The organism is Tardiphaga sp. 866_E4_N1_4 (genome assembly GCF_052076075.1).
Lineage (GTDB): Bacteria > Pseudomonadota > Alphaproteobacteria > Rhizobiales > Xanthobacteraceae > Tardiphaga > Tardiphaga robiniae.
Map to the genome: position 1 here is coordinate 82,251 of NZ_CP197242.1, position 25,296 is coordinate 107,546.

A 25,296-nucleotide genomic window follows, 5' to 3' on the forward strand; every position below is an offset into this window, starting at 1 on the left:
GTCCGGTTCCCCGATTTGCGCTATAACGAGTGTGATCATCGGGGCCGGGAACGGCCTCGCTGCCCCGCTGTTCAGAGACCTGCGATTCAGAAGTCTTCGAGGCCGTTTCCATGACCATCGATAGCGCATCTCCCGCCGCGGCATCCCCGGCGGACCCTACCCATGGGCACTCGACGGCCGGCTTCGGCTCGCTCGTCATGGGCAGTATCGGTGTCGTCTATGGCGACATCGGCACCAGCCCGCTTTACGCGCTCCGTGAGGCGCTGGTCGCGGCCGGGGGCCACAAGGCGCCCGGCATCGACAATGAAGCAATCCTGGGCGTCCTCTCGCTGATCCTGTGGGCCCTGATCATCGTCGTGACGCTCAAATATGTCGTGCTGCTGCTGCGCGCAGACAATAACGGCGAGGGTGGCCCGCTGGCCCTGATGGCGCTGGCCCAGCGCGCGATCGGATCGAGCGGGCCGGTGGTGGTGATGCTCGGCATCATCGCCGCGGCGTTGTTCTATGGCGACGCGGTGATTACGCCGGCGCTGTCCGTGCTCTCGGCCATCGAGGGCGTCAAGCTCGTCACCACCGCCTTCGATCCCTATGTTGTACCGCTCACCATCGTGATCCTTGTGGCGCTTTTCGCCGTGCAATCGCGTGGCACTGCGAAGGTCGCGACGTTCTTCGGACCGATCATGTGCATATGGTTCATCGTGATCGCGGTAGCGGCCATTCCGCAGATCGTGAAGCATCCTGAAGTGCTCGCGGCACTCAATCCCGTGCACGCGATCTACTTCATGTTCCATCACGGCATCATCGCCTTCGTGACGTTGGGCGCAGTGTTTCTCGCCGTGACCGGCGCCGAAGCGCTCTATGCCGATCTCGGCCATTTCGGCAAAAAACCGATCCAGCTGGCCTGGCTGTTTCTCGTGCTGCCGTCACTGGCCATCAACTATTTCGGCCAGGCTGCGCTGGTGATGCATGATCCCACCGCGCTGGAAAATCCGTTCTATCTGATGTTTCCCGACTGGGCGCTGATCCCCATGGTGATCCTCGCGGCGACTGCCACCGTGATTGCGAGTCAGGCCGTGATCACCGGCGCCTATTCGCTGACGCAGCAGGCGATCCAGCTTGGCCTGCTGCCGCGTTTCGAAATCCGGCACACATCGGAGTCGCATTCCGGCCAGATCTACATTCCGCGCGTCAATATGCTGCTGTTTATCGCTGTGATCGTGCTTGTCGTGCTGTTCAAGTCATCGAGCTCGCTGGCCTCGGCCTATGGCATCTCGGTTACCGGCACCATGGTTGTTACCGCGATGATGGGCTTTGTGGTGATCTGGCGCGGCTGGAAGTGGTCGCCGATCGCGGCTGCGGCGCTGATTGTGCCGTTTCTGGTGATCGACGTCACGTTCCTCACCGCGAACCTCTTGAAGGTGTTCGACGGCGGCTGGGTGCCGCTGGTGATGGGCGGCGTGATCATTCTCATGATGTATACGTGGCGGCGCGGCAGCCGCCTGCTGTTCGAGAAGTCGCGCAAGCTGGAGTTTCCGCTGGCCGATCTTGTGGCCATGTTGGAGAAACGTCCGCCGCAGCGCGTGGCCGGCACGGCGGTATTTCTCACCAGCGATCCGCAGAGTGCGCCGACGGCGCTGATGCATAGTCTGAAACACTACAAAGTACTTCACGAGAAGAACGTTATTCTCACCATCGAAACCGCACCGACGCCGCGCATCGATCCGAGCGAACGCGTGCGCATGGAAGAGATCAGCGCGACCTTCTCGAAGATCACACTCCGCTTCGGCTTCATGGAATCGCCGAATGTGCCGAAATCCCTGGCGATTGCACGCAAGACCGGCTGGCAGTTCGACATCATGTCGACCTCGTTCTTCCTCTCGCGCAGGGCGCTGAAGCCTGCGGCGCATTCCGGCATGCCGCGCTGGCAGGATCATCTGTTCATCGCGCTCAGCCGCACCGCCAATGACGCGACCGACTATTTCCAGATCCCCACGGGGAGGGTGGTCGAAGTGGGCACGCAGGTGACTATTTAAGGCCTGATCCCGAAAAGTGGGCTTGCGGTTTTCGGGCAAGATCAGGCCCGACAATAAGCTCTTCCGGCGCTTGATTTTCGCCGCGCGAGAGGCGACGTTGGCGCCCGAAAACAGGGGCGTTTCCGCCCCTTCGCATTCGCTCCGGACACCGGGGCGGCAGGAGGTTGTGGTGGCAGGCGAAGCTCATACCGTTCACGATTTGACGCCCGAGGAAGTGTCCAAGGGGATCACTGAAGGCAAGTATTTGCTGGTTGACGTGCGCGAACCCAACGAGGTCGCGGTCGAGGCCTATCCGGACGCTGTCGTGGTCCCGCTGTCGACCTTCGACAGCGCCGATCTGCCTGATCCCGCGGGCAAGCAGATCGTGTTTGCATGCCGTTCGGGCAAGCGCTCGGTGACGGCGTCGCTGGCCGCCCAGGCCGATGGCCTTGCCTATGACAAGCACCTCGCCGGTGGAATCCTTGGATGGAAGGCCGCAGGCCTGCCGACAAAGGTTGGCTGATCGCTCGATGAACAAGATCTTCTCTGAGCTGCCCGTCACGGTGTTCGAGGCGATGTCGCAGCTCGCGCGCGACCACAACGCCATCAATCTCGGGCAGGGCTTTCCCGATCATCCCGGTCCCGACGATATCCGTCAGGCGGCCGCCGATGCGGTGCTGAACGGCTATAACCAGTATCCGTCGATGATGGGCATCCCGGAGCTGCGTCAGGCGATCGCCACGCATTACCAGCACTGGCACAAGCTCTCGCTCGATCCGATGACCGAGGTCATGGTGACCTCCGGCGGTACCGAGGCGCTGACCTCGTCGATCCTTGCGGTGGTGGAGCCCGGCGACGAAGTCGTGTGCTTCCAGCCGGTCTACGATTCTTATTTGCCGATCATCCGGCAGGCCGGCGGCATTCCGCGTCTGGTCAGCCTCAAGCCGCCGCACTGGCGCCTCACGGAGGAAGACCTGCGCGCGGTCTTCAATCACAAGACCAAGGCCGTGCTGTTCAACAGCCCGCTCAATCCGGCTGCAGTGGTGTCGCCGCGCGAGGATCTCGAACTGCTGGCGAAGTTCTGTCAGGAATTCGATACGATCGCGATCTGCGACGAAGTCTGGGAACATGTGACCTTCGACGGCCACGACCATATCCCGCTGATCACCATTCCCGGCATGCGCGATCGCACCATCAAGGTCGGCTCCGCCGGCAAGATCTTCTCGCTGACCGGCTGGAAGATCGGTTTCGTTTGCGCCGCGCCGCATCTGCTCCGCGTCTGCGCCAAAGTGCATCAGTTCCTGACCTTCACGACCGCGCCGAACCTGCAGGTTGCGGTCGCCTATGGCCTCGGCAAGTCCGACGATTACTTCAAGCAGATGCGCAACGAGCTTTCGCGTAGCCGCGATCGGCTGGCCGCGGGTCTGGAGAGCATCGGCTTTCCCGTCATCAAATCGCAGGGCACGTACTTCCTCACCGTCGATCTGTCGCCGCTGGGACTGAACGAGACCGACGAGGAATTCTGCCGGCGTCTCGTCTACGACTACAAGGTCGCGGCGATTCCGGTGTCGGCCTTCTATGAGCAGGACAAGGTGACCTCGGTGGTGCGTTTCTGTTTCGCCAAGAACGACGCAACGCTCGATACCGCGCTGGAGCGCTTGTCCAACGCCGTTCACCGCCGCTAGGAGTTTGATACGCATGGGCAAGCAGGGGATCGCGTGGGTCGTCGGAGTGGCGCTGCTGTGGTCCATGCCCTTGGAGGCGCAAGAACAAAAGCAAGACCAGAAACCGGAGCGCGTCGTCAACTTCTACAACTGGTCGAACTACATGGCTCCCGGTGTGCTGGAGGCCTTCACCAGGGAGACCGGCATCAAGGTCGTCTATGACACCTTCGATGCCAATGAGACGCTGGAGACGCGGCTCCTGGCCGGCAAATCCGGTTACGATGTCGTGGTGCCGACAGCTTATTTCCTGCAGCGCCAGATCACCGCAAAGGTGTTCCAGAAGCTCGACAAGGCGAAGCTGCCGAACCTCGCCAATGCCTGGCCGGAAGTGACGAAGCGCCTTGCGATTTACGACCCCGGCAATCAGTTTGCCGCGAACTACATGTGGGGCACCACCGGCATCGGCTACAACGTCAAGCAGGTCGCCAAAATCCTCGGGCCTGACGCGAAAATCGATAGCTGGGACATCGTCTTCAAGCCGGAGAATCTCGCGAAATTCAAGGATTGCGGTGTTCACATGCTGGACTCCGCCGATGACATTCTGCCGGCGGCGTTGAATGCGTTGGGTCTCGATCCCAATTCCACCAAGCAGCCGGATCTCGAAAAGGCCGCCGATCTCGTCGGCAAGATCAGAGGCAATGTCCGCAAGTTTCACTCCTCCGAATATCTGAGCGCACTGGCGACCGGCGAGATCTGCCTGGTGGTCGGCTGGTCCGGCGACATCATCCAGGCGCGTGCACGAGCGGATGAGGCGAAAAACGGCATCGAGATCGGCTATGCGGTGCCGAAGGAGGGCGCGCAGATGTTCTTCGACAACCTGGCGATCCCCGCCGATGCGAAGAACGTCAATGAGGCCTATGAGCTGATCAACTATCTCTACCGCCCCGATGTTGCGGCGAAGAATTCGGATTTCCTCGGCTATGCCAATGGCAATCTCGCCAGCCAGAAGCTGATCGACCCGAAAATCCTCAACGACAAGACGATCTATCCGGATGAGGCGATGCTGCAGAAGCTGTTCGTCATTACGGCGCGCGATCCGGCGACGCAACGCGCGATCAACCGGCTGTGGACGAAGGTAAAGACGGGACGCTGAGCGTTATCGCCAGCGCCGGTGCAGCCACAGCCACTGCTCGGGATATTCCCGGATCCAGCCTTCCAGCACGGACGTCACCGCTTGCATGGTGCCTTGGACGTCGACTTTGCCATTGGCATCGCGCACCGGTTTCACCTCTTCGGAGACTTCGATGCGGAAGCGATGATCGGGCAGGCGGATGATACGAACGCCGTGGATCGGGCAATCGACCTGACGCAATAGCCGCGCCAGCATCGGATTGGCATTCGTCTTGCGGCCAAAAAAATTCACTGGCACGCCATTGGTGAACCATTGATCCACCAGCATGGCGACGTGCTTGCCCTCGTTCAGCGCGTGCGCGAGCTTGAGCGGCGCGTCGTGGCTGGCCGGAATGAGGTTGCCCATGTTGATCGCGCGCGTCTGGTGAATGGCGCGGTCAGCGGCGGCGCTGTTCGGTCGCCGATAGAGCACGGCTGCGTCCAAGCCGTGGGCCACGGCGGCGAGCGCAGGAATTTCCCAATTGCCGAGATGGCTGGCGAAAATCAGCGCCGGTTTGCCGTCGTCGCGCAGTTGATCGAAAATTTCGCCGGTGCGCGCCGAGAATTCGACATTGCTCGGCTTGGTCGGATTGGCCGGGTCGTAGTCCCAGATCTTGTCGAGATGCGCGAATTCCGCACCGATGCGGCCCATATTGTCCCAGACACCCGCGAGGATCTTCTCGATCTCGTCCGGTGATTTCTCGGGGAAGGCGGCGGTGAGATTGGCGCGGCCGATCTTGTCTTCGCGAAACAGCGGGCCGATGCGCTGGGTGATCTTGCCAAACCGATTGGCGGTCTTGACCGGATCGAAATAGCGCGTGGTGCGCAGGATGCCGATCGTCAGTGCGCCGACAGCAGCGTCGCCTGCAGGCTTCAGGGCATCGCGAATGCGGGCCTTGGTGCGAAGCAGCAGGCGGAGCATCAGAAGTGAACGATGATCTTGCCGAACACCTGGCGGGTTTCCATCCGCTTCAGCGCGGTCTCGACGTCGCTGATCGGCACTTCGGTATCAATCACCGGCAGCATGCCGTCAGCCATCTTGTCGAGGCTCTCGGCAATGTTCTTCATGGTGGCGCCGAACGATCCGAAGATGCGGTATTGCTGTTGGAACAGCTGCATCAGGTTGATCGTCGTGGTCGGGCCCGAGGTCGAACCGCAGGTGACCAGACGTCCGCCGCGCTTCATCACCAGCAGCGAACCATTGAAGGTGTCAGCGCCGACATGTTCGAACACGACATCGACGCCCTTCTTCTTGGTGATCTTGCGGGTCTCGCCCTCGAAGCGATCCTTGCGATAGTTGATGACGTGGTCGGCGCCGAGGGCCTTCACACCCTCGATCTTGGAATCGTCGCCCACGGTGGTGATGACGGTGCAGCCGATCTTCTTGGCCATCATGATGGCCACGGTACCGATGCCGGAGCCGCCGGCATGAACGAGAATGGTCTCGCCGGGCTGCAGCTTGGCATTGTCGAACAGCATGTGCTGCACGGTCGAGAAGGCGATCGGGGCGCAGGCCGCGTCGCGGAAGCTGATGCTGTCAGGGACAGGGATCACCAAACGCGCCGGCATGTTCATCAGTTCGCGCGAAAAGCCGTCGATGTGGAAGCCATAGAGACCGCCGACGTTCTCGCAGAAATTGTCGCGGCCTTCCTGACAGGCCTTGCAGTGGCCGCAGGTCAGAGCGCCATACATCACAACCTTCTGGCCGGGCTTTACATTAGTGACGCCTTCGCCGACCGCAGCGACTTCGCCCGAGGCTTCGGCGCCGATCGACAGCGGCAGCTTGCGCTTGGCGAAGGCCATGCCGCGGAAGCCCCAGACGTCGATATGGTTCAGGCCGACAGCCTTGACGCGGATCTGCACTTCGCCGGCACCAGGCGGCGGGGGCGGCGGCACGTCGACGACGACGAGCTCACGATCGGCAACAAGATTGAGCGCACGCATGAACCGCGTCTCCGGCAAGAAAGGTTGATTTCGGATGGCCTGCGTATCGCCGGTTCACGTCATGACGTCAACCGGCGAGGGGCGGCCAACGGGGCCGGGGAGCCTTAAACGGGCTCGCCGGTGAGGATCAGCGAGGCATTCTGGCCGCCAAAGCCGAAGGAATTCGACATCACGGCCGTCACGCGTGCATCGCGGGCGGTATTGGGAACCACGTCGAACGGTATGGCCGGATCGGGAACATCGTAATTGATCGTCGGCGGGATCCGCTGGTGTTCCAAGGTGAGCAGCGAGAACACCGCCTCGACTGCGCCGGCGGCGGAGAGCGTGTGGCCGACCATGGACTTGTTCGACGAGACCGGAATTTCTTTGGCGCGCTCACCGAACACGCTGGAAATGCCGAGATACTCCATCTTGTCGTTTTCCGGCGTGCCGGTGCCGTGGGCGTTGATGTAGTCGATCTGGTCTGACGTAAGGCCGGCATCGACCAGTGCGTTATTCACGCAGCCGATGATCGGCTTGCCGTCCGGGCTGGAGCGGGTGCGGTGGAAGGAGTCTGCGAGCTCGCCGCAACCGGCGACAATGCCGAGGATCTTGGCGCCGCGCGCCGTGGCGGCTTCCAGGCTTTCCAGGACCAGCGCACCGGCGCCTTCGGCCATCACGAAACCATCGCGGTTCTTGGCGAAGGGACGGACAGCTTTCTGCGGCGGGTCGTTATGGGTCGAGAGTGCCGATAGCAGCGAGAAGCGGATCAGCGCTTCCGGGTTCACCGAGCCGTCCGTGGCCACGCACAGCGCCGCATCGGCTTCGCCGCGGCGGATCGCCTCGACGCCGAGCTGGATCGCAGTAGCGCCGGAGGCACAAGCGGTCGACAGCGAGATTGGCGAGCCTTTTGTGCCGAACGTGTCCGCGAGATGGTCGGCGACCGAGCCGAACAGGAAGCGGCGGTGATACTGGACGAACTTGCCGCCGCCGGCGACGCGCAGCAGTGTGTCGTAATTGATATCGCTATTGGCGCCTGCGGCCTTGGCCAGCACCTGGCGCTGCGGCCACTCGACTTCGACGGGCGCAACCGCCAGGAACAGCGGGCCGGGGAAGTCGCCCTTGCTGCCGATATTGGCCTGCGCGATGGCTTCCTCGGTGACGAGCTCGCCGAGCTTCTCGGAGAGGTCGGTGGAGGAAAACGGCTCGACCGGCACGAAATCGATCGTGCCCGCCATAGTCGTCTTCATGCCGTCGGTGGGAAAACGCGTGATGGTGCGAATGCCGGATTCGCCGGCGGTGAGTTTGGCCCAGTTGTCTTCCTTGCCGGCGCCGAGCGATGTCGCAACACCCATGCCCGTAACGACAACGATCGGTCGGCCGAATTTATCGCGCGTTGCAGTCATGCTCTCTCCGTCGGCCGCGTCGACCGCTTAACTTGAGCATGATCCCGAAAAGTGGATGCCGGTTTTCGGATAAGATCTTGCTCAAACATAAGAAAAATCTAGAGCCCAGATGGGTTCTAGATGGCTTCAACCAGCGCCATGCCTTCGCCGCGCCAGTGGCCGGCGCCGATCACCACAATCTGGGTGGGCTTGCCGGACTTTTCAATCTCGAGGCCGGTCGAATCGTTCGGCGGAAACATTGCGCCGCGCGAGATCGCCAACGCCGCAAGGCCGAGGCCAAGCGGGAATTGGGTTTCGAGCGTATGACCGAAGAGAGTGCCGGTGCCGCGGATGGCGACATCCGCATGATCCTTCAGGAAGGCGCGCTCTTCCGATGTCACGGGTTCCGCGCCGGTCGCGCCGGTGATGATCGCAGCGTCGCTCTTCGCGCCGAGCTTCGACCACAACCCCTGCAGCGAAGCGGTGACTTCGCCGGGAGTCTTGCGACGGGCATGATCGGCGACCACGCTCTTGAGACGTGCGAGAGGCTTGGCACCGCGCGCTTCTGCATGCGCCCTGGATTCGATGACGAGGAATGCGCCGGCAGAGCCGAGCGCAAAGCCGGAATTCTTCTCGCGCGCCCAGACGGTTTCGAACTTGTTCTTCAGGTTGAAGTCGTCGAATTCGTACAGCAGCAGCAGGTCCTTGCGCTCACCATTATGTGCGGCGCCGATCAGCGCGATGTCGCTCTGGCCGTCAGCGATGCGGGCCAGTGCGATGCGCGCGGCGTCCACGCCAGCCGCTTCCTCGCCCATGAAGGTGCGGGACGAACCGGTGACGCCGTGCACGATGGCGATATTGCCGGCGAGCAGGTTGGAGAGCTGCGCCAGAAACAGAGTCGGCCTGAGGTCGTTGAGCAGTTTTTCGTTGAGCAGGCCCGGTGTCGCAGCGCCATAGCCCTCCGAATTCAGGATACCGGAATCGACAGCCAGGTCGCGCTCACCGCCACCGGCGGCAACGATCATGTCCATCCTCGACAGGATGTCCTTGTTGCCTTTGACGCCAGCTGAATCCAGCGCGAGGCCGGCGGCATAGGTGCCGATCCGCTGCCAGGCTTCCATCTGACGCTGATCGCCCTTCTTGGGGATCTGCGCGTCGTATGAGACCGGCGCGAGGGGGTGGACGATGTTCGGAGCGAAGCCGGTTTCATCGACGTTGATGCGCGTGTTGTTCAACGCATCCCAATGCGCGTCAGGGCCTTCGCCCAATGACGTGGCGAGGCCAATGCCGGTGATCCACGCTTCCACCGGCTCGGATGTCATCGGTCGGGTTTCAGCCATTGGTGATCGCCTGTAGGGGAAATCCGATGCGCTCGGCCACGATGTCCATGTGTCCGCGCAGATCCGGATGGGGGAACGGGACGGTCTTGAAGGTGAGCTGCGCGTTGCAGGTCAGCTTGCCGTCGACCTTGATCTTGACAGTGGTCATGTAGAAGCCGTCGCCTTCGTGCAGCACGCTGGCGTTGATGTCCAGCTTCGTGCCGGGCGTGATGAAGGTACGCATCTTGGCTTCCTTCACCGCGGCGAGGAAGGGCATACGCTCGAACTTCATCAGCGCGATCAGCAGCCAGCCCGAAGTCTGCGCCATCGACTCGATCAGCAGCACGCCGGGCATCAGTGGGTAGCCCGGGAAGTGGCCCTCGAAGATGGTGCTGGTCTCGGGAACGTTGGCTTCGACCGTGATCGTCCGTTCGCCGACATTGAGGTCGGTGATGCGGTCGATCAGGTGAAAATATTCGAGGTTCATGGCGGGGCGTTACGCGCCCTTGGCCGCGACCAACTCGTCGATGCGCGCGCTGAGGTTCTTCAGGACGAAATACTGCTCGGTGGTCGCCTTGCCGTCATTGACCTCCTGGGTCCATTTTTCGAGCGGCAGCTTGATCCCGAACGCCTTGTCGATCGCAAAAGCGATATCCAGGAAGTCGAGGCTGTCGATCCCCAGATCGTCGATGGCGTGGCTTTCCGGTGTGATCGTGTCGCGGGGAATGTCGCAAGTCTCGGCGATGATTGTAGCGACCTGATCGAATGTGGAGGACATTACTAAGCCTTTGATATATTGAAGATAATGTTCGATCGGCGCGCGCAAAGACAGGGCTTCGCCCCGGGGCAGTCCCGGTCCGCCGTATAGAGTCGATTGCCCGTATATCGGAGCGGGGGCGGCAGTTCAATGCAGTTGAGCGCCTGCTCACCAGCCCCTGTGGGCTGTGGAAAGAGCGTTTGGCGCGCCTCAGCCGTGCGGCGCAACAATATGGGCGCAGTCGCGGCGGCCCATCAACACGCAATCCTGGGTTTTGCGGAGATCCGCGATGCTGACCGCGAGCCAGATCCCGACACCCACCAGGATCACCGTGAAGCCGAAGGCTGCGCTATTGGCCAGCATCCGGTGGCGGAAGTCGTCGGGGTCGTCCTGTGCCTGTTGATAGCGGGACAGGTCGCTGGCGCCGGTGGTTTGGCGACGACGGGGGTGGTCGGCGGGAGCGGTGGGATGGTGTGGCAGCGTGTCGGAGGTGCGCGGCACGAAGCGAAGCACGCGGTGCTCGTCATCCTCTCTGATAATCGGCTGCTGGGTCTTCATCGTCGTGGGTCTGCGCATGCAATGTCGCAGTGTACCACGAGGCGGCCGCTTCGCGCAGATAAAGTCCGCATGGCACGGATGCGGCAATCGTCAGAGATGACGTGGAACTGATCCGCATCGGCGCAGCGGCCATGCCATAGTTCGTTCCGGACAGACATTAGATATGGGAGGCCATATGCCGAACACACGCGAACCGTTGCTGCATCCGGTCCCGATCCTGTCGCTGCGGCCAACGCAGATGACGGTGGGCATGCGCGAGGTGAAGGAGAAGCGCAAACGCTGGCGCGCGCATAAGTCCAAGCGCAAACAGGCCGAACTGCTCGGCCAGCACATGATCCCCGTGGTGCTGGGGCCGGATCAGCGCCATTACGTGGTCGATCACCATCATCTCGCACGTGCGCTGCATGACGAAGGCGTGAAGGATGTGCTCGTCACCGTGATCGCGGATCTCACGATGGTCGATATGAAAGCCTTCTGGGGTGTGCTCGATCACCGCCGCTGGGCCTATCCCTATGACGCCAAGGGCGAGCGACGACACTTCAAGGACATTCCGAAATCGGTGACGGGCCTGAAGGACGATCCGTTCCGCAGCCTTGCCGGTGAAATTCGCCGCGCCGGCGGCTATGCCAAGGACACCACGCCGTTCAGCGAATTCCTGTGGGCGGACCTGTTTCGCAGCCGGCTCTCCACCAAGGAGATCGACGCAGATTTCGCCAAGGCATTGGAGAAAGCGCTGGCGATCGCCAAAAGCAAGGATGCGATCTATTTGCCGGGCTGGTGCGGACCGGCGTCCGACGACTGAGGCGCATCCATCGGGGTCGCAGCGGGATCGCCTTTGCCGCCGAGCACGCGATGCAGGGCGCGTTCGATCCTTCCGCCAAGCAGTAGCACGAGGAAGGCGATCACCACCGAGACGGTGACGATGCGCCAATGGCCGGCGCCGCACATGATGCCGACACAGGCGGTCAGCCAGACGCAGGCGGCGCTGGTCAGGCCGCGGACGCGGAAATGGCGCTCGGCATGGAAGATCACGCCGGCACCGAGAAAGCCGACGCCGGTGAGTATGCCCTGAATGACCCGGCTGCCGGCATCCGTGAAGCCGCCTTTGCCGAGCGGATCGGCCAGCACCACGATCATCGCGGTGGCCAGGCTGACGAGCCCCAGCGTGCGTACGCCGACGGGCTTGCCGTGCAGATCGCGGTTGAGGCCGATGGCTCCGCCAACTAGGGCGGCGATGCCGAGACGTAGGATGATGTCCGACCAGTCGAGCAATGCGAGATCCTTCTAAACCCCGTGCCGTTACTTTGGCAGCCGGCCCATCATATAGAATTCGTCATTCGGCTTCATGTTGGTGACATTGGCCATCCGGTTCGACAGCGCGAAGAAGGCCGAGATCGCGGTGATGTCCCAGATATCGTCGTCGCTGAAGCCGTGGCCGGAGACCTCGGCGAAATCCTGCTCGCCAATGGTCTCGGCGGACCGGCTCACTTTCATGGCGAAATCCAGCATCGCACGCTGCTTCGGCGTGATGTCGGCCTTGCGGTAGTTGACGGCGATCTGGTCGGCGATGGTCGGGTTCTTGGCGCGAATGCGCAGGATCGCACCATGCGCGATGACGCAATAATGGCACTGGTTGGCGGCTGACGTCGCGACCACGATCATCTCACGCTCGGCCTTGGTCAACCCGCTGTCCTTTTCCATCAGCGCGTCGTGATAGGCGAAGAACGCGCGGAATTCGTCGGGGCGATAGGCCAGCGACAGGAACACGTTCGGCACGAAGCCGGACTTTTCCTGCACGCCCATAATGCGCGTGCGGATGTCCTCGGGCAGCTTATCGAGGGCGGGTGTCGGAAAGCGTTGCGCAATCGGCTGGGTCATCTGGCATTCCCGTGAACGTTTCTGTTTCACGAGACCATAGGCGATCACGCCGTCACCGCAAAGCGCTTGCGGCAATGCATGCCGATGCGATTAACGTAGCGGCTTCTTGAGCAGCGAGAAGCGATCCGGATCGAGGCCGAGCGAGGGTTGCAGCATCGGGGCTTCGACGCTGCGGCTCGGCGTCGCCAGCGGGCGTTCGATGAAGCCGGGATCGTTCGGTACCTCGCGATGCGAGGTGGCGCCGCGCCAGCGTTCCAGCACCGCGCTGACGAACTGCATGTCGTGACCCGCAGCTACCGACGGCACCGTCGCGATGGTAGCTTCGGAGCGCGGCAGCTGATGCGGCGGCACTTCCTTGAAACGCAGGCGGGTCGGCAATGCGACGCCTTCACCGAAGGCAAGGACTTCGCGCGTGCCGAGTGACGGCACGAAGGAGAGCAGGTTGGCAGCGGCATCCGACACCGCGGAGCGCAGCAGCGCCTGGTCGCGCTCGTTGGCGAGGCGCATGGCGAACAGTGTGTTGCACTGGGAAATGATCGTGGCGTCGAGTTCTGCCGGACGCTGCGTCACAAGGCCGAGATAGACGCCGTACTTGCGGCCTTCCTTGGCGATGCGCGACACTGCCTTGCGGGTCGGGCCAAAGCCGATATTGCGGTCGGCGGAGGCGTAGCGATGCGCTTCCTCGCAGACGAACAGCAGCGGCGAGGCGCCGTCACTCCACAGGCCGAAGTCGAATGCCATCCGGCACAGCACCGATACCACGCTATCGACGACTTCCGCGGGGAAGCCGGCGAGCTGCATGATGGTCATCGGCTTGCCGTTGGCGGGCAGGCGGAACAGATGGCTGATCACTTCCGCCATGGTGTCGCCGCCGACATTGGCGTTGTCGAACATGAAGGCGTAGCGCGGATCGTTCTTCACCGCTTCGATGCGCGAGATCAGCTTGTGATACTGGATGCGCGACGAGCGGTTCTCGAGCTTGCCCATGCGCTCGTCGATCAGCGAGATCAAATCGACCAGGCGATAAGGCACCGGCGTATCGACGGTGTAGCCGATGGTCTTGGGATCGATGCGCTTGAGGCCAATGCGGTCGGCGTTCTGGTATTGCGTGTAGACGCCCTTGGCGATCGGGATGACTTCCGAGAGGATTTCGAGCTCTTCGGGCACGCCGGGGCGACCGGCGAACAGCACGTCGACGATCTCCTCGAAATTGAACAGCCAGAACGGCAGTTTCAGATTGCGCGGGTTCAGCACCAGCGACTTATCGCCGAAGCAGCGGCCATATTCGTTATGCACATCGAGCAGGAAGATGCGCAGATGTGGGCGTGACTTTAGGATTTCATTGAGCAGCAGCGACACGCCGGTGGATTTACCGACACCCGTGGAGCCGAGCACCGCGAAGTGCTTGCTCAGCATTTCCTCGACGTCGACATAAGCGGCGACCGACTTGTCCTGCTGCAGTGTGCCCACGTTGATCTGCTCTGAGCCGGACGGCGCATAGACCGTGCGCAGATCGTGATTGCTGATCAGATCGACGATATCGTCAATGGTGGGATAGTTGGTGACGCCGCGCTGGAATTTGGCCTTGTCTCCGTACCCCATGATCTCGCCGAGCAGATCGACCGAGGCACTCGCGATATACATGTCCGATGCATGCATGTTCTCGGCAGACACTTCCGTGATCATGGCAATGATGGTCGAGGAGGCGCAACGGATGCTGACGAAGCGGCCGACGGTGCCGCGCATCTCCGAGGGTGTCATCGGGCTCACGGCGAGCAATCCGACGCGGGCCAGCGAGCCTCGTACCGAGATAATGCGCCCGAACGACGCCGCTGCGTTTAAATTGGTCATTGATGAATTCGCGTCTCGCGCCCCGGTTTGGGTCGACTATGCCGGTCAGGGACTGCACAAATTGTTAAGGCGCGCCCGCGGGCTATCGGTGGGCTCTGCTCGTCAAACTTGCATTGCGGAATTAGCTCCGCATTGGAGTGCGAAACTCCAGCACTGGATACCTTGCCGTTCAAGGCTGCCGATCTGGCTTTACGCGGTTTTAACCAGCCCGAGATGTCGGTATATGCCGGCGTCGTGACCTTGCATGGTTCGTTATCGCTGCGTTATCTCAACGGGGTGGCCTTCGGCCCGTGTACGGACCTCTCATGCGCATCGATTTCCCCGGCCTGCAGGCGTTTCTGAGCATCGCGGAGCGGGGCAGCTTTTCGCGCGCGGCCACGCACCTCAATCTGTCGCAGACGGCACTGAGCCACCGGATCAAGAAATTGGAAGAGGATCTCGGCTTTCAGCTGCTGGCCCGCACCACGCGGCAGGTGGCACTGACCCCGGCCGGGCTGGAACTGCTGCCGACCGCGCGGCGGATGATCGGGGAGTTGTCCGATTCCATCGATCTGCTGCGGGCACGGGGCCGCAAGCGGCAGGAGCACATCGCGCTCGGCTGCCTGCCGACCATCGCCGCCTATCACCTGCCGCGGGTGCTGAAGCAGTTCAATGCGGAGCATCCGGGGATTTCGATCAAGATCCACGACAATTCAGCCAGCGAGATTGCCACTTTGGTGCAGTCCGGGCAGGCAGAGTTCGGCATCACGATCACGGCGACCAATATATGGGATCTGGCTGTGACCCCGCTGATCAAGGAACGTTTTGTCTTGTTGTGCACGAAGGATCATGCCTTTGCGCAACGCAAGTTCGTGGCCTGGTCGCATCTCGAGGATATGCCGCTGATCCGTATCAGTCCGCAGGCTGGCAATAGGGCCCTGATCGACGACGCGCTCGGCCATCGCCGCGATAAGCTGAACTGGCGCTACGAGGTGCAGCATCTGCAGACGGCGGTGGGCATGGTGTTCGAGAAGCTCGGCATCGCCGTGGTGCCCAGCATCGCGGTGGCGACGCAGGGAACTGCCGGCTTGATCGCCCTTCCGCTGCGGAATCCCAGCGTCAGCCGTACGGTCGGCATCATCGTCAAGCGTGGACAGCCGGTGAGCAAGCCGGCGCAGGCGCTGATCGATCTGACGCGGAAATACTTCAAGGCTGCGGGATAATCCGGTCGGCAGGATATATGCAGGAAACTGCACGATTATCCCAGATTTCTCATTTGTTTCATATATCGGAATTGGCTACTGCGGGAGCAGAACGGTCCATAGCCTTGTCGCGATGACGTGACGGCCATGGGTACCGACATAAAAACGGCAAGGGTGGACGCATCAGGCGTCTTCAATCCATCATGACGCTCCGCTTCCCGACCAGGCTCAAGCATCTGCTGAGCGCCGCGCATTTGGCGCTCGGTGCGATATTCCTCACGAACGCGGTACCTGTGGCGCAGGCCCAGTCCGGCTATCCGGCCAAGCCCATTCGCGTGATCGTGCCGTTCGCGGCCGGTGGCGTCGCCGATATCACCATCCGCATCGTGGCCGAAAAACTCGGCGATAATCTCGGCCAGCGTCTGGTGATCGAAAACATGCCGGGCGCGGGCGGCGTCGTTGCGGCGCGCGCAGTGCTGTCGTCGCAGCCGGATGGCTACACGCTGGCGCTGCTCAGCAACGGCACCGCCGTCAGCGTACCGCTGTTCAAGAGTCTGCCATTCGATCCCGTAAAGAACTTTGCGCCGATCTCCAGCATCGGCTTCTTCGATTTCATTGTCGGCACCAATACGAATTCGCAACACAAGACGCTGGCCGACGTCATCAAGTTCGCGCGCGACAATCCCGGCAAATTGAATGTCGGCACCATCAGCGTCGGCAGCACCCAGAACCTGTCGGCCGAATTGCTCAAATCCACGGCCGGGATCAACTTCCAGATCGTGCCCTATCGCGGAACGCCGGAAGTCATTGTCGGGCTGTTGCGCGAAGACATCGATGTGATGATCGACAATTATGTCGGGATGAAATCCGCGCTGCAGGATGGCAAGATGCGTCCCGTCGGGACCACGGGCGAATCCCGTTCGGTGATCCTGAAAGATGTACCGACGATGATCGAGGGGGGCGTGAAGGGCTATGACGTGGTGTCATGGAATGCGCTGTTCGCACCGTCAGGTACGCCGCCCGAAGCGATTGCGCGGTTGAATGCGGGCCTGCGCGAAGTATTGGCGATGCCCGATGTGAAGCAGAAGCTGCTCGATCTCGGCATCGAGGCGAAAGCGAGTTCGCCCGACGAACTGAAGGCCCGGTTGGTTGACGATATCGCGAAGTGGACCGCCGTGATCGACAAGGCAGGAATTCCGAAACAATGACGAAACCAACCGTTCCCGGTCCCGATCCGCACACCATGACGCCGAAGTTCAAGCTGCCGCCGCTGGCTTGCGACGCGCATACGCATATCTTCGGGCCCGGCGACAAATATCCCTATGTCGGTTCCTACATTCCGCCGGACGCGCCGCTGGAAGACTTCCAGGCGCTGCACAAGAAGCTCGGCATCGGCCGCGCCGTCATCGTCAATGCCAGCGTGCATGGGACTGACAACCGCGTGGCGCTCGACGCCATTGCGGTGAGCGGTGGCCGCTACCGGGCGGTGGCCAATATCGATGGCACGATCACGGAGAAGGGGCTGCGCGAACTGCATGAAGGCGGCTTCCGTGGTTGCCGCTTCAACTTCGTGCGGCATCTTGGCGGCACGCCGGACATGAAAGTGTTTCACCGCATCATCGACATGATCGCGCCGATGAATTGGCACGTCGATCTGCATTTCGATGCGGTCGATCTGCCTGATTATGCCGACCTGCTGGCGAAGCTGCCGGTGATCTACACCATCGATCATATGGGGCGCGTCAAGGCCGCCGATGGCCTGGAGCAGCAGCCGTTCCGCACCCTGATCGACCTGATGAAGCGCGACGAGAAATGCTGGGTGAAGGTCTCCGGTTGCGAGCGCGTGACCTCCATGGGTCCGCCTTTCACTGATGCCGTGCCGTTTGCGAAGATAATCTGCGAGACCGCGCCGGATCGCGTGATCTGGGGTACCGACTGGCCGCATCCCAACGTCAAGGCGATGCCCAATGACGGCGATCTCGTCGATCTGATCCCGCTATTCGCGCCGGACGCAGAGATTCAGCAGAAGATTCTCGTCGACAATCCCGCGCGATTATTTGAATTCGACACTTAAGCGATGCGAAAATCCGAAGGAACATCCGATGTCCAAAGCCAAGACCGGCCTCGTGGTCTCAGCCCATCCCGGCGATTTCGTCTGGCGCGCCGGCGGCGCCATCGCGCTGCATGCCAAGAAGGGCTATCGCGTGAAGATCGTCTGTCTCGCATATGGCGAACGCGGCGAGTCGCAATTTGCCTGGAAGCAGGCGGGCATGACGCTCGACAAGGTCAAGGCTGGCCGGAAAGACGAAGCCGGGCGCGCGGCGGCGTCGCTAGGCGCCGAGATCGAATTTTTCGATGCCGGCGATTATCCGTTGCATCTGACCGAAGCGCATAAAGAACGGCTGATCGATATCTATCGGGAGCTCAATCCAAGCTTCGTGCTGACGCATTCGCTCGAAGATCCCTACAATGTCGATCATCCCGCAGCGACCGCTGCCGCACAGGAAGCCCGCATCATCGCGCAGGCGATGGGGCACAAGCCTGAAGCGGAATACAGCTACTCCGCGCCGCCGGTGTTCCTGTTCGAGCCGCATCAGCCGGAGATGTGCAATTTCAAGCCGCAGGTGATCCTCAACATCGATGAGGTCTGGGATATCAAGCGCAAGACGTTCGAAATTCTCGCGGCGCAAAAGCACCTCTGGGCCTATTACGAGCGCGTGGCCTTGCAGCGCGGCATGCAGGGCGGCCGCAACACCGGCGCGGCCATGACCTATGGCGAGGCCTATCAGCGCCTGTTCCCGATGACCATGGAGACACTGGCATGAAACCCGTCGTCGTCAGGAATATTCAACGCGCGGATGCCGACGTCGTGCAGCGGCTCGGCGCGCTCGGTGTCTCCACGGTGCACGAAGCCTATGGTCGCTTCGGCCTGATGAAGACCTATATGCGGCCGGTGTGGTCCGGCGCAGAGGCCGCCGGCACCGCCGTGACGGTGCTGGCACAGCCCGGTGACAACTGGATGCTGCATGTGGCCATCGAGCAGTGCAAACCTGGCGACATGCTGGTGGTGGCCTGCACGACGGACAACACCGACGGCATGTTCGGCGATCTGCTCGCGACGTCGCTGAAGGCGCGCGGCGGTGTCGGTCTGATCATCGATGCCGGATGTCGCGATATCAAGACGTTGCGCGAGATGGGCTTTCCGGTGTGGTCACGCGCGATCTCGGCGAAGGGGACGGTCAAGGCGACGCTCGGCGCGGTGAACGTGCCGGTGGTCTGCGCCGGCGCGCAGGTGACGCCGGGTGATGTCATCGTCGCCGATGAAGACGGCGTCGTGGTGATCCCGCGCAAACATGCCGCTGAGGTTGCGGTGAAGGGCGAGAAGCGTTTTGCAGAGGAAGACGCCAAGCGGCAGAAGCTCGCGTCCGGCATTCTCGGTCTCGACATGTACAATATGCGCGAGCCGCTCGCCAAAGCGGGTCTGGTTTACGTCGACGATCCTGATCAGGCCTGAGCGAGAAGGAGGCTGTGATGCGGCTCCGTATTCTGCTCGGCGATCATCCGCATACAGCTGCGCTTAAATCCGGCGCGATCACATCCGATCTGGTTCAACTGGATTTTGCGGATTACACGCCCACCAACAAGGGCTTCAAGCCTATGGTGCGCGACGGCGCTTTCGATGTCGCAGAAATGGCCATCGTCACCTATCTGATGGCGAAGAGCTTCGACAAGCCGATGGTGCTGCTGCCTGATGTAATGATGGCGCGGCATCAGTTTGGCTTCGCGGTCACGAACCCGGCGGCAGGCATCTCCGGGCCGAAGGATCTGGAAGGTAAACGCGTCGGTATTCGTTCGTTTACGACGACGACCGGCGCATGGCTGCGCGGCATGCTCGCCAATGACTACGGCGTCAATCTCGATGCGATCGAATGGATCACCTTCGAGGATCCGCATGTCGCGGAATATGTCGACAGCACCACCAAGGCACCTGCCGGCAAGGCGATCATGCAGATGCTGTTCGAAGGTGCACTGGACGCCGTGCTCGGGGAGAAGAGCGACGATCCACGGGTGGCGCAGTTGTTCCCAGACGTGGCTGCTGCAGAGAAAGCCTGGCTGGCCAGGCATGGCGTGGTGCCGATCAACCATATGGTGGTGGTCAGCAAGCAATTGTCCGATACGCGCCCCGATGTGGTGCGCGAGGTGCAGCGGATGCTGGAGGCGAGCAGGGCGGCGGCAGCCGGCAAGAGCCTGTTTTTCGATGCGGATGCCATGAATCGTTCGCTGGCTCTCATTACAGACTATTCTGCGCAGCAGGGGCTGATCCTGCGCAGGTTCAGCGTTGATGAGCTGTTCGACGACGTGACGCGCGCGTTGCGATAGCGCGCCGTCGCCCTGATCCTGAGGAGCGGTCGTCTTCGACCGCGTCTCGAAGGATGAGCGCCCAATTCGTCATGGTTCGAGACGCGCGAAGACACGCTCCTCACCATGAGGGGATCGAGTAAGCCCGACTAGAATACTGGAGGAAACGACCAATGACTCCCGAACCCATCTTCGATCTCGCCCATCTCGGTCATCTCGAACTGCTGACGCCGAAGCCGGACGAGAGCCTGAAATTCTTCGTCGACGTGATGGGCATGACCGTGTCGGGCCGGCAAGGCGAGTCAGTCTATCTGCGCGGCTGGGATGACTATGAGCGCTATTCGCTGAAGCTGACGGCGTCGAACACGTCGGGCATGGAGCATATGGCGCTGCGGGCCCGCAGCCCGCAGGCGCTGGAGCGCCGCGTGGCGGCGCTGAAGGGCTCCGGCTACGATATCGGCTGGACCGACGGTGACCTCGGCCACGGGCCGGCATTCCGCTGCCGCGACCCGGACGGACATATCGTCGAACTCTATTACGAGACCGAATGGTACGAGGCGCCGCCGGAACTCAAGCCGGCGCTTAAAAATCAGGCGCAGCGCTATCCGGCGCGGGGCATCAATGTGCGACGGCTCGATCACCTCAACTGCCTTGCTGTCGATATCAAGGCCAATCGCGAGTTTTTCGAGCACTATATGGGGCTCCGGCTGACCGAGCAGATCGTGCTCAATGACGGCACGGAAGCGGCGATGTGGATGACCATGTCGAACAAGAGCTACGACTTCGCCTATTCGCGCGATCACTCCGGCACCAAGGGGCGCTTCCACCACGTCACCTACGCGCTCGACAGCCGGGAAGACATTCTGCGCGCGGCTGATATCTTTCTGGAAAATGGCGTCTTCATCGAGACCGGGCCGCACAAACATGCCATCCAGCAGACCTTCTTCCTCTATGTCTATGAGCCCGGCGGCAACCGCGTTGAAGTCGCGAATGCTGGCGCGCGGCTGATCCTGGCGCCGGACTGGAAGCCCATCGTCTGGACCGAGGAGGAGCGCAAGAAGGGTCAGGCCTGGGGCCTCAAGACCATCGAGTCGTTCCACACCCACGGCACGCCGCCGGTGCCCCACAAGTAGCAAACCGCTCTGCCGGGATTGGTACGCGTCTTGCTTAGTTGACGTCAGGTTGTTTCTGACGTGGGGGCGAGCATGACTAACTCTGAGTTGCGGGCAGACATCCACAGTATCGAACCGATCCCCGATGCCGACCGGGATTCCACCGGGCCGCAGCAGATGTGGATCTGGGCCGGCGCCAATATTGCACCGGTGAACTGGGCGCTCGGCGCGCTTGGTATCATTCTCAAGCTCGGTCTGTGGGAAACCATCGCCGTCATCGTCATCGGCAATGCGGCCGGCTCCGCGATCTTCGCGGCCTTCACGGTCATGGGCCACAAGACCGGCGTCAACCAGATGGTCCTCGCGCGCTCGGCCTTCGGGCGCCGCGGCGCCTATTTGCCGAGCCTGTTGATGTTCCTGATGACGCTCGGCTGGATCGGCGTGAACACCTATTTCCCGGTCAAGATCTCGATGGCCATTCTCGGCCAGTTCGGCATCGCCGATAGCTGGTTTGCCAATCTCGTGGTCATCACCATCGTGATGGTGACGCAGGTGGTGATCGGCACCTATGGTTTCTATGCGATCCGCACCTTCGAGAAATACACCGTGCCGGTCACGGTGGTGATCATGGTGCTGATGAGCGTGCTGGCCTGGAGCCAGCCCGGCGTCGTCAACTGGAATCACACGACGTCGCTGCCGCCGGGGCCGCATCTGGCGATGCTGTCGCTGCTGATGACTGCCGTCGGCGTTGGCTGGGGCATTTCCTGGGTGACCTGGGCGTCGGACTATTCGCGCTTCGTGCCGCGTTCGACCTCGTCGAAGGCCGTGTTCTGGTACAGCTATATCGGCATGTTCGTGCCGTCGGTCTGGCTGGCCATTCTCGGCGCCACCATTGCGTCGGTGACGCTCGATACCGATCCGGCCAAGATGGTCTCGGCCGTGTTCGGTGGCATCGCCAGCATTCTCGTGCTGCTGCTGGTGCTGCACGGGCCGATCGCCACCAACATCCTCAACGTCTATTCGTCGGCACTGGCGGCGCTCAGCATGGGCGTCCGCTTCTCGCGCATGGCGCTGGCGCTGATCGTTGGCATCGCGGGCTATGCGGTGACGGTGTATTTCATCTTCGCGCCGTCTTTCGCCAAGGCGTTCGATAACTGGCTGATCAGCCTGCTGATGTGGATGAGCCCCTATGCCGGGGTGGTGTTGGCCGACTTCTTCGTCAGGCGGAAGAGCCAGATCGACATCGCCGAACTCTACAAGTCGCCGGAGACCAGCATCTATGGCGATATCAACTGGAGCGGCATGATCGCATTCTTCGCCGGACTGATCGCCACCTGGCTGTTCCAGGATGGCCTGGTGCCTGCGTTGCAGGGGCCGATCTCGATCAACCTTCTCGGCGGCGCGGATCTGAGCTGGCTGGCGGGCATCGTTGTAGGCGGCGGCGTCTATCTGGCGCTCAGCAGGCGTCTGGCGCCGGAGCCGATGGCCATCCCGGTCGGTGGACCGGGCGAATAGGGCGAGGCGGGCAGGCCGCCCCTTGTGTGGCCTGTCCATTGCCAGTGGTGTCAATGAGCTGTCATTTCCGTCCAGAGGCCTTGCGCTTTGTCCGGCGGACGGGCTAGAACGCGCCCGAACGAGATGAGCTTCTCTGTTCCGACCGATTCCAGACTGGATTTTCCTGTAAGTCTCTGAATCGTTTGGGGAATGGTGTAACGGTAGCACAACAGACTCTGACTCTGTTTGTCTAGGTTCGAATCCTAGTTCCCCAGCCAAGCCAGCTAATGGCCAGAATTCCTTGATTTTACAGGAGTTCTGAAATGGCAAATCCCGAATACACCCATCGAATACACCCACTAACAGCAACCGCATGCCCAGCGCTGGACAGCTTGCCGATTTGGCGGCGCTTCTTGGCTTGATGCAGTCAGCAAGCAAGATCAGCCAAGACCTTGATGCCCTCGCAAACGAGGTCGGCGGTTCGCTGGAGAGGATAACTGAGCGCTTTGGGGTGCCGTTCTGGGACGTTCATAATACGTACGTTCAGCAGATCGGAGCACCTAAGAGGGGCCGAAAGGCTGCGAAGGGGCGAGAGGTGCTGAAAGTTTGTAAGGCACGGGCGAAGGTCTGAGGGCTGCAGACCGGGACGGTGCCCGACATGGTGTCGTCCTGCATCCTCCGATGCAAAAGACCGATGCAGGCCCGCTAAAGTCTGCACCGCAAGGTGGGCTTTAGGCGGCGTGCCGCTTCAGCAGAAAGGTCTTGGCCTTACGACCATGGCCTTCCACCAGATACTCAACGCCCGTGACGTTCAGCGCCTTGGTCAGGTCTTTCTCCTTAGTCCGAAGTGTCTCTCTGAGCCTCTCAAGGCGTGAGCACCCAATGACAGTTCATCTCAGACTTCGTACGGCGTTTGTATGAAGCTTCTTTGGTCGCGTTGCAGGCAGCCTTCAGCGCTTCCATGACCTTTGGGCCGTAGTCCACCTTGGCGACGACGCTGCGCAGCTTAACGCGCTGTCCTTTTGAGTAGAGGCCATACGTCATGCTCTCCCGTTGGTGACCCACGACGAGCTTCAGGGTGCTCTCAGGTACTTCCTCTCCTTCCATCATAGCCATGAATGTGTGACGCAGAGCGTGGAAGTCTTGCCATCGCGCCTTTACGCCCACGTTGTTCCTGTACCGTCCGTAGGCCTTCGAGACGTACCACATACGCTTGTCGTCCGGTCCTCCAGGCAGCAGACCCTTGAACAGGTATTTATCTTTGTCCATCAAACGGCGCTCGACGATCGGCGCGGCGAGATGGTGAAGGGGAACGTCCCGCTCTGCGGCGTCGGTCTTGGCCCTTGCTATCGTGAGCCAGTAGCCATCCGCGCGCTTGCGGACGTTCTTGGTCTCCATAGCGCACATTTCCTCAAGGCGAGGGCCGCCAAGCAGGGCGATACAGATCAGGTCCGAGAGCACCTGAGCATATCGAGCGGTGCTGTAGGTGCCTCGTAGGAGCTTCAGGAGTTGCTCGTCGCTCAGGGAGCCTCGTGTGGCCTTCTTGGACTTCTTGCCCAGCTTGTGACGGAGCCAAGGGTTCACGTCCGTCTCGACCAGACCCTTACTGCCCAGCCACTCCCACAGTTGGGATAGGGACGACAGATGGCGCTTGATGGTCTTGTGAGCGAGGCCTGAGGCGCGCAGGAGTTCCGTGACATACTCGCCAGCCTTCAGGCGGGTAGTTTGCTGGATAGAGGTGAGTTCGCCGGCCCATGCCAGATACCGAAGTATCGCGGACTTGTGTTGGCTCTTGGTCTGGCCTGTGCCCTCGCACTCAGCCGTGAAGGTGACGTAGTGGTCCTTGATGGGGATACCTGTCCCTGTTGCCTCCTTGCGAAAGCGTCGTGATGCTTCGAGGCCGTGCTTGTCCTCGATCAGCTTCGCGACCTGCTCGATGGCGGCTTCAAGCGCGAATGTGTCGGTGAAGGCTTCACGGTCCTCTATGCGCTCCCTAGGGCTGGAGTCGGGAGCAGCGAGGCTGGCTCTAATCTCGGCGGCTTCGAGCCTCAATGCGGCTTCGAGGTCGCCTTGGGCGCTCCGCACTTCGTCCAATTGCTTTCTAAACTCGGTCAGGTGCGCGTGCTTCCGCTTGTTGGCTTCGGGAAGACTGGTGGTCTTCAGCGAGCGCTTGAAGCGCGCCTTCCGCATTGCCTGTCGCTGGCTCTGTGTAAGCTCCAGCACAACGTACCAAGTGTTGCCGATGAGCTTAAGATTGGCCTTATTGGAGGTCACAATACACCCATGAAATACACCCTCTTATATTGCCGCAAAGGCTATCATACAAGCAATTGCTGTCTATTCATGCGGTGTGGGTAGGGGGGGGTAGTTCCCAGCCACACTCGAATTTCCCTTCGCAGATCAAAGACTTCTAACCCGTAGGCTTGCGAGAAAGCGGGTGGTCCACAACAATGGTCCACACGAGGCTCGAATGGCGACCGGTCGGTACCTGCGGCGGCGTGGCCATATACGGCTTCCGACGGCCTGGGGTGCTTGCCGCTTGCCATGTCTCGGGCCCAGAGAATCAATGTTCCTCGGAGCCGGGCAGCAAGTCGTCGATCCGCCCCGTGACTCGATAGGCAATGAGCCGAACC

The 25,296-nt window shown here is 61.4% G+C and carries 24 protein-coding genes and 1 tRNA gene; 14 read left to right on the plus strand and 11 right to left on the minus strand.

Going from position 1 to position 25,296, the window contains the following annotated elements; translation table 11 throughout:
- Positions 1-110 precede the first annotated feature (110 nt).
- The 4 genes from AB8B20_RS00365 (at position 111) to AB8B20_RS00380 (ending at position 4,829) form a co-directional block, all read left to right on the plus strand.
- A complete protein-coding gene (locus tag AB8B20_RS00365) occupies positions 111-2,033 on the plus strand; it encodes a potassium transporter Kup (RefSeq protein ID WP_439071258.1) in 1,923 nt (640 codons plus the stop codon).
- Positions 2,034-2,202: 169 nt separating this feature from the next.
- On the plus strand, positions 2,203-2,535 hold the full coding sequence (locus tag AB8B20_RS00370) for a rhodanese-like domain-containing protein (protein ID WP_439058099.1): 333 nt from the start codon (positions 2,203-2,205) through the stop codon (positions 2,533-2,535).
- A 7-nt stretch (positions 2,536-2,542) separates the two neighbouring features.
- On the plus strand, positions 2,543-3,697 hold the full coding sequence (locus AB8B20_RS00375; RefSeq protein ID WP_439071260.1) for an aminotransferase: 1,155 nt from the start codon (positions 2,543-2,545) through the stop codon (positions 3,695-3,697).
- A 64-nt stretch (positions 3,698-3,761) separates the two neighbouring features.
- Positions 3,762-4,829, plus strand: a complete 1,068-nt coding sequence (locus AB8B20_RS00380) for a polyamine ABC transporter substrate-binding protein (protein WP_439073004.1) — start codon at positions 3,762-3,764, stop codon at positions 4,827-4,829.
- 3 nt (positions 4,830-4,832) lie between these two features.
- On the opposite strand, the gene AB8B20_RS00385 is transcribed toward AB8B20_RS00380, so the two are convergent.
- The 7 genes from AB8B20_RS00385 to AB8B20_RS00415 form a co-directional block, all read right to left on the minus strand.
- Positions 4,833-5,768 carry a lipid A biosynthesis lauroyl acyltransferase gene (locus tag AB8B20_RS00385; protein WP_439071262.1) on the minus strand — a complete coding sequence of 312 codons (936 nt, stop codon included), beginning with the start codon at positions 5,766-5,768 and terminating at the stop codon, positions 4,833-4,835.
- The gene (locus AB8B20_RS00390; RefSeq protein ID WP_439071263.1) at positions 5,768-6,790 is read right to left on the minus strand and encodes a zinc-binding dehydrogenase; all 1,023 of its coding nucleotides are present in this window, start codon (positions 6,788-6,790) and stop codon (positions 5,768-5,770) included. Before AB8B20_RS00390 ends, AB8B20_RS00385 begins: the two co-directional genes overlap by 1 nt.
- 104 nt (positions 6,791-6,894) lie before the next feature.
- The gene (locus AB8B20_RS00395; RefSeq protein ID WP_089267167.1) at positions 6,895-8,175 is read right to left on the minus strand and encodes a beta-ketoacyl-ACP synthase; all 1,281 of its coding nucleotides are present in this window, start codon (positions 8,173-8,175) and stop codon (positions 6,895-6,897) included.
- 116 nt (positions 8,176-8,291) lie between these two features.
- A complete protein-coding gene (locus tag AB8B20_RS00400) occupies positions 8,292-9,494 on the minus strand; it encodes a beta-ketoacyl-ACP synthase (RefSeq protein WP_439071265.1) in 1,203 nt (400 codons plus the stop codon).
- Positions 9,487-9,960 carry a 3-hydroxyacyl-ACP dehydratase FabZ family protein gene (locus AB8B20_RS00405; protein ID WP_093758902.1) on the minus strand — a complete coding sequence of 158 codons (474 nt, stop codon included), beginning with the start codon at positions 9,958-9,960 and terminating at the stop codon, positions 9,487-9,489. Before AB8B20_RS00405 ends, AB8B20_RS00400 begins: the two co-directional genes overlap by 8 nt.
- 9 nt (positions 9,961-9,969) lie before the next feature.
- Positions 9,970-10,251 carry an acyl carrier protein gene (locus AB8B20_RS00410; protein ID WP_002711294.1) on the minus strand — a complete coding sequence of 94 codons (282 nt, stop codon included), beginning with the start codon at positions 10,249-10,251 and terminating at the stop codon, positions 9,970-9,972.
- A 189-nt stretch (positions 10,252-10,440) separates the two neighbouring features.
- Positions 10,441-10,788 (minus strand): hypothetical protein, encoded by a 348-nt coding sequence (locus tag AB8B20_RS00415; RefSeq protein ID WP_068730592.1) that lies wholly within the window; start codon positions 10,786-10,788, stop codon positions 10,441-10,443.
- A gap of 175 nt (positions 10,789-10,963) precedes the next feature.
- Between AB8B20_RS00415 and AB8B20_RS00420 the strand changes: the two genes are divergently transcribed.
- Positions 10,964-11,590 (plus strand): ParB-like protein, encoded by a 627-nt coding sequence (locus AB8B20_RS00420; RefSeq protein ID WP_093758901.1) that lies wholly within the window; start codon positions 10,964-10,966, stop codon positions 11,588-11,590.
- Here the strand turns inward: AB8B20_RS00420 and AB8B20_RS00425 are convergent.
- The 3 genes from AB8B20_RS00425 to AB8B20_RS00435 form a co-directional block, all read right to left on the minus strand.
- Entirely contained in the window at positions 11,551-12,060 is a 510-nt protein-coding gene (locus tag AB8B20_RS00425) for an MgtC/SapB family protein (protein WP_439071267.1), read from the minus strand. The two genes, AB8B20_RS00420 and AB8B20_RS00425, sit on opposite strands and share 40 nt — an antisense overlap.
- A gap of 27 nt (positions 12,061-12,087) precedes the next feature.
- Positions 12,088-12,666, minus strand: a complete 579-nt coding sequence (locus AB8B20_RS00430) for a peroxidase-related enzyme (protein WP_089267324.1) — start codon at positions 12,664-12,666, stop codon at positions 12,088-12,090.
- Positions 12,667-12,756: 90 nt separating this feature from the next.
- A complete protein-coding gene (locus AB8B20_RS00435) occupies positions 12,757-14,517 on the minus strand; it encodes an ATP-binding protein (protein ID WP_439071269.1) in 1,761 nt (586 codons plus the stop codon).
- 305 nt (positions 14,518-14,822) lie between these two features.
- On the opposite strand from AB8B20_RS00435, the gene AB8B20_RS00440 reads away from it, so the two are divergent.
- The 9 genes from AB8B20_RS00440 to AB8B20_RS00480 all read left to right on the plus strand — a co-directional run bounded on the left by AB8B20_RS00440 (position 14,823) and on the right by AB8B20_RS00480 (position 22,941).
- Positions 14,823-15,719, plus strand: a complete 897-nt coding sequence (locus AB8B20_RS00440; protein ID WP_439071270.1) for a LysR family transcriptional regulator — start codon at positions 14,823-14,825, stop codon at positions 15,717-15,719.
- A gap of 182 nt (positions 15,720-15,901) precedes the next feature.
- Positions 15,902-16,906, plus strand: a complete 1,005-nt coding sequence (locus AB8B20_RS00445) for a Bug family tripartite tricarboxylate transporter substrate binding protein (RefSeq protein WP_439071272.1) — start codon at positions 15,902-15,904, stop codon at positions 16,904-16,906.
- Positions 16,903-17,772, plus strand: a complete 870-nt coding sequence (locus AB8B20_RS00450) for an amidohydrolase family protein (protein WP_439071273.1) — start codon at positions 16,903-16,905, stop codon at positions 17,770-17,772. Before AB8B20_RS00445 ends, AB8B20_RS00450 begins: the two co-directional genes overlap by 4 nt.
- Before the next feature lie 28 nt (positions 17,773-17,800).
- The gene (locus AB8B20_RS00455; protein WP_439071275.1) at positions 17,801-18,523 is read left to right on the plus strand and encodes a PIG-L deacetylase family protein; all 723 of its coding nucleotides are present in this window, start codon (positions 17,801-17,803) and stop codon (positions 18,521-18,523) included.
- Positions 18,520-19,212: a 4-carboxy-4-hydroxy-2-oxoadipate aldolase/oxaloacetate decarboxylase gene (locus AB8B20_RS00460; RefSeq protein WP_089267178.1), complete on the plus strand. Its 693-nt coding sequence runs from the start codon at positions 18,520-18,522 to the stop codon at positions 19,210-19,212. Before AB8B20_RS00455 ends, AB8B20_RS00460 begins: the two co-directional genes overlap by 4 nt.
- A 17-nt stretch (positions 19,213-19,229) precedes the next feature.
- Complete coding sequence (locus AB8B20_RS00465) at positions 19,230-20,078, plus strand: ABC transporter substrate-binding protein (protein WP_439071276.1); 849 nt, start codon at positions 19,230-19,232, stop codon at positions 20,076-20,078.
- 152 nt (positions 20,079-20,230) lie between these two features.
- The gene (locus tag AB8B20_RS00470; protein ID WP_068730601.1) at positions 20,231-21,190 is read left to right on the plus strand and encodes a catechol 2,3-dioxygenase; all 960 of its coding nucleotides are present in this window, start codon (positions 20,231-20,233) and stop codon (positions 21,188-21,190) included.
- A 72-nt stretch (positions 21,191-21,262) separates the two neighbouring features.
- Positions 21,263-22,684, plus strand: a complete 1,422-nt coding sequence (locus AB8B20_RS00475) for a purine-cytosine permease family protein (protein ID WP_439071277.1) — start codon at positions 21,263-21,265, stop codon at positions 22,682-22,684.
- A 183-nt stretch (positions 22,685-22,867) separates the two neighbouring features.
- Positions 22,868-22,941: transfer RNA gene (locus AB8B20_RS00480), tRNA-Gln, on the plus strand.
- Positions 22,942-23,527: 586 nt separating this feature from the next.
- On the opposite strand, the gene AB8B20_RS00485 is transcribed toward AB8B20_RS00480, so the two are convergent.
- Positions 23,528-24,937 (minus strand): tyrosine-type recombinase/integrase, encoded by a 1,410-nt coding sequence (locus AB8B20_RS00485; protein ID WP_439071279.1) that lies wholly within the window; start codon positions 24,935-24,937, stop codon positions 23,528-23,530.
- Between the last annotated feature and the right edge of the window lie 359 nt (positions 24,938-25,296).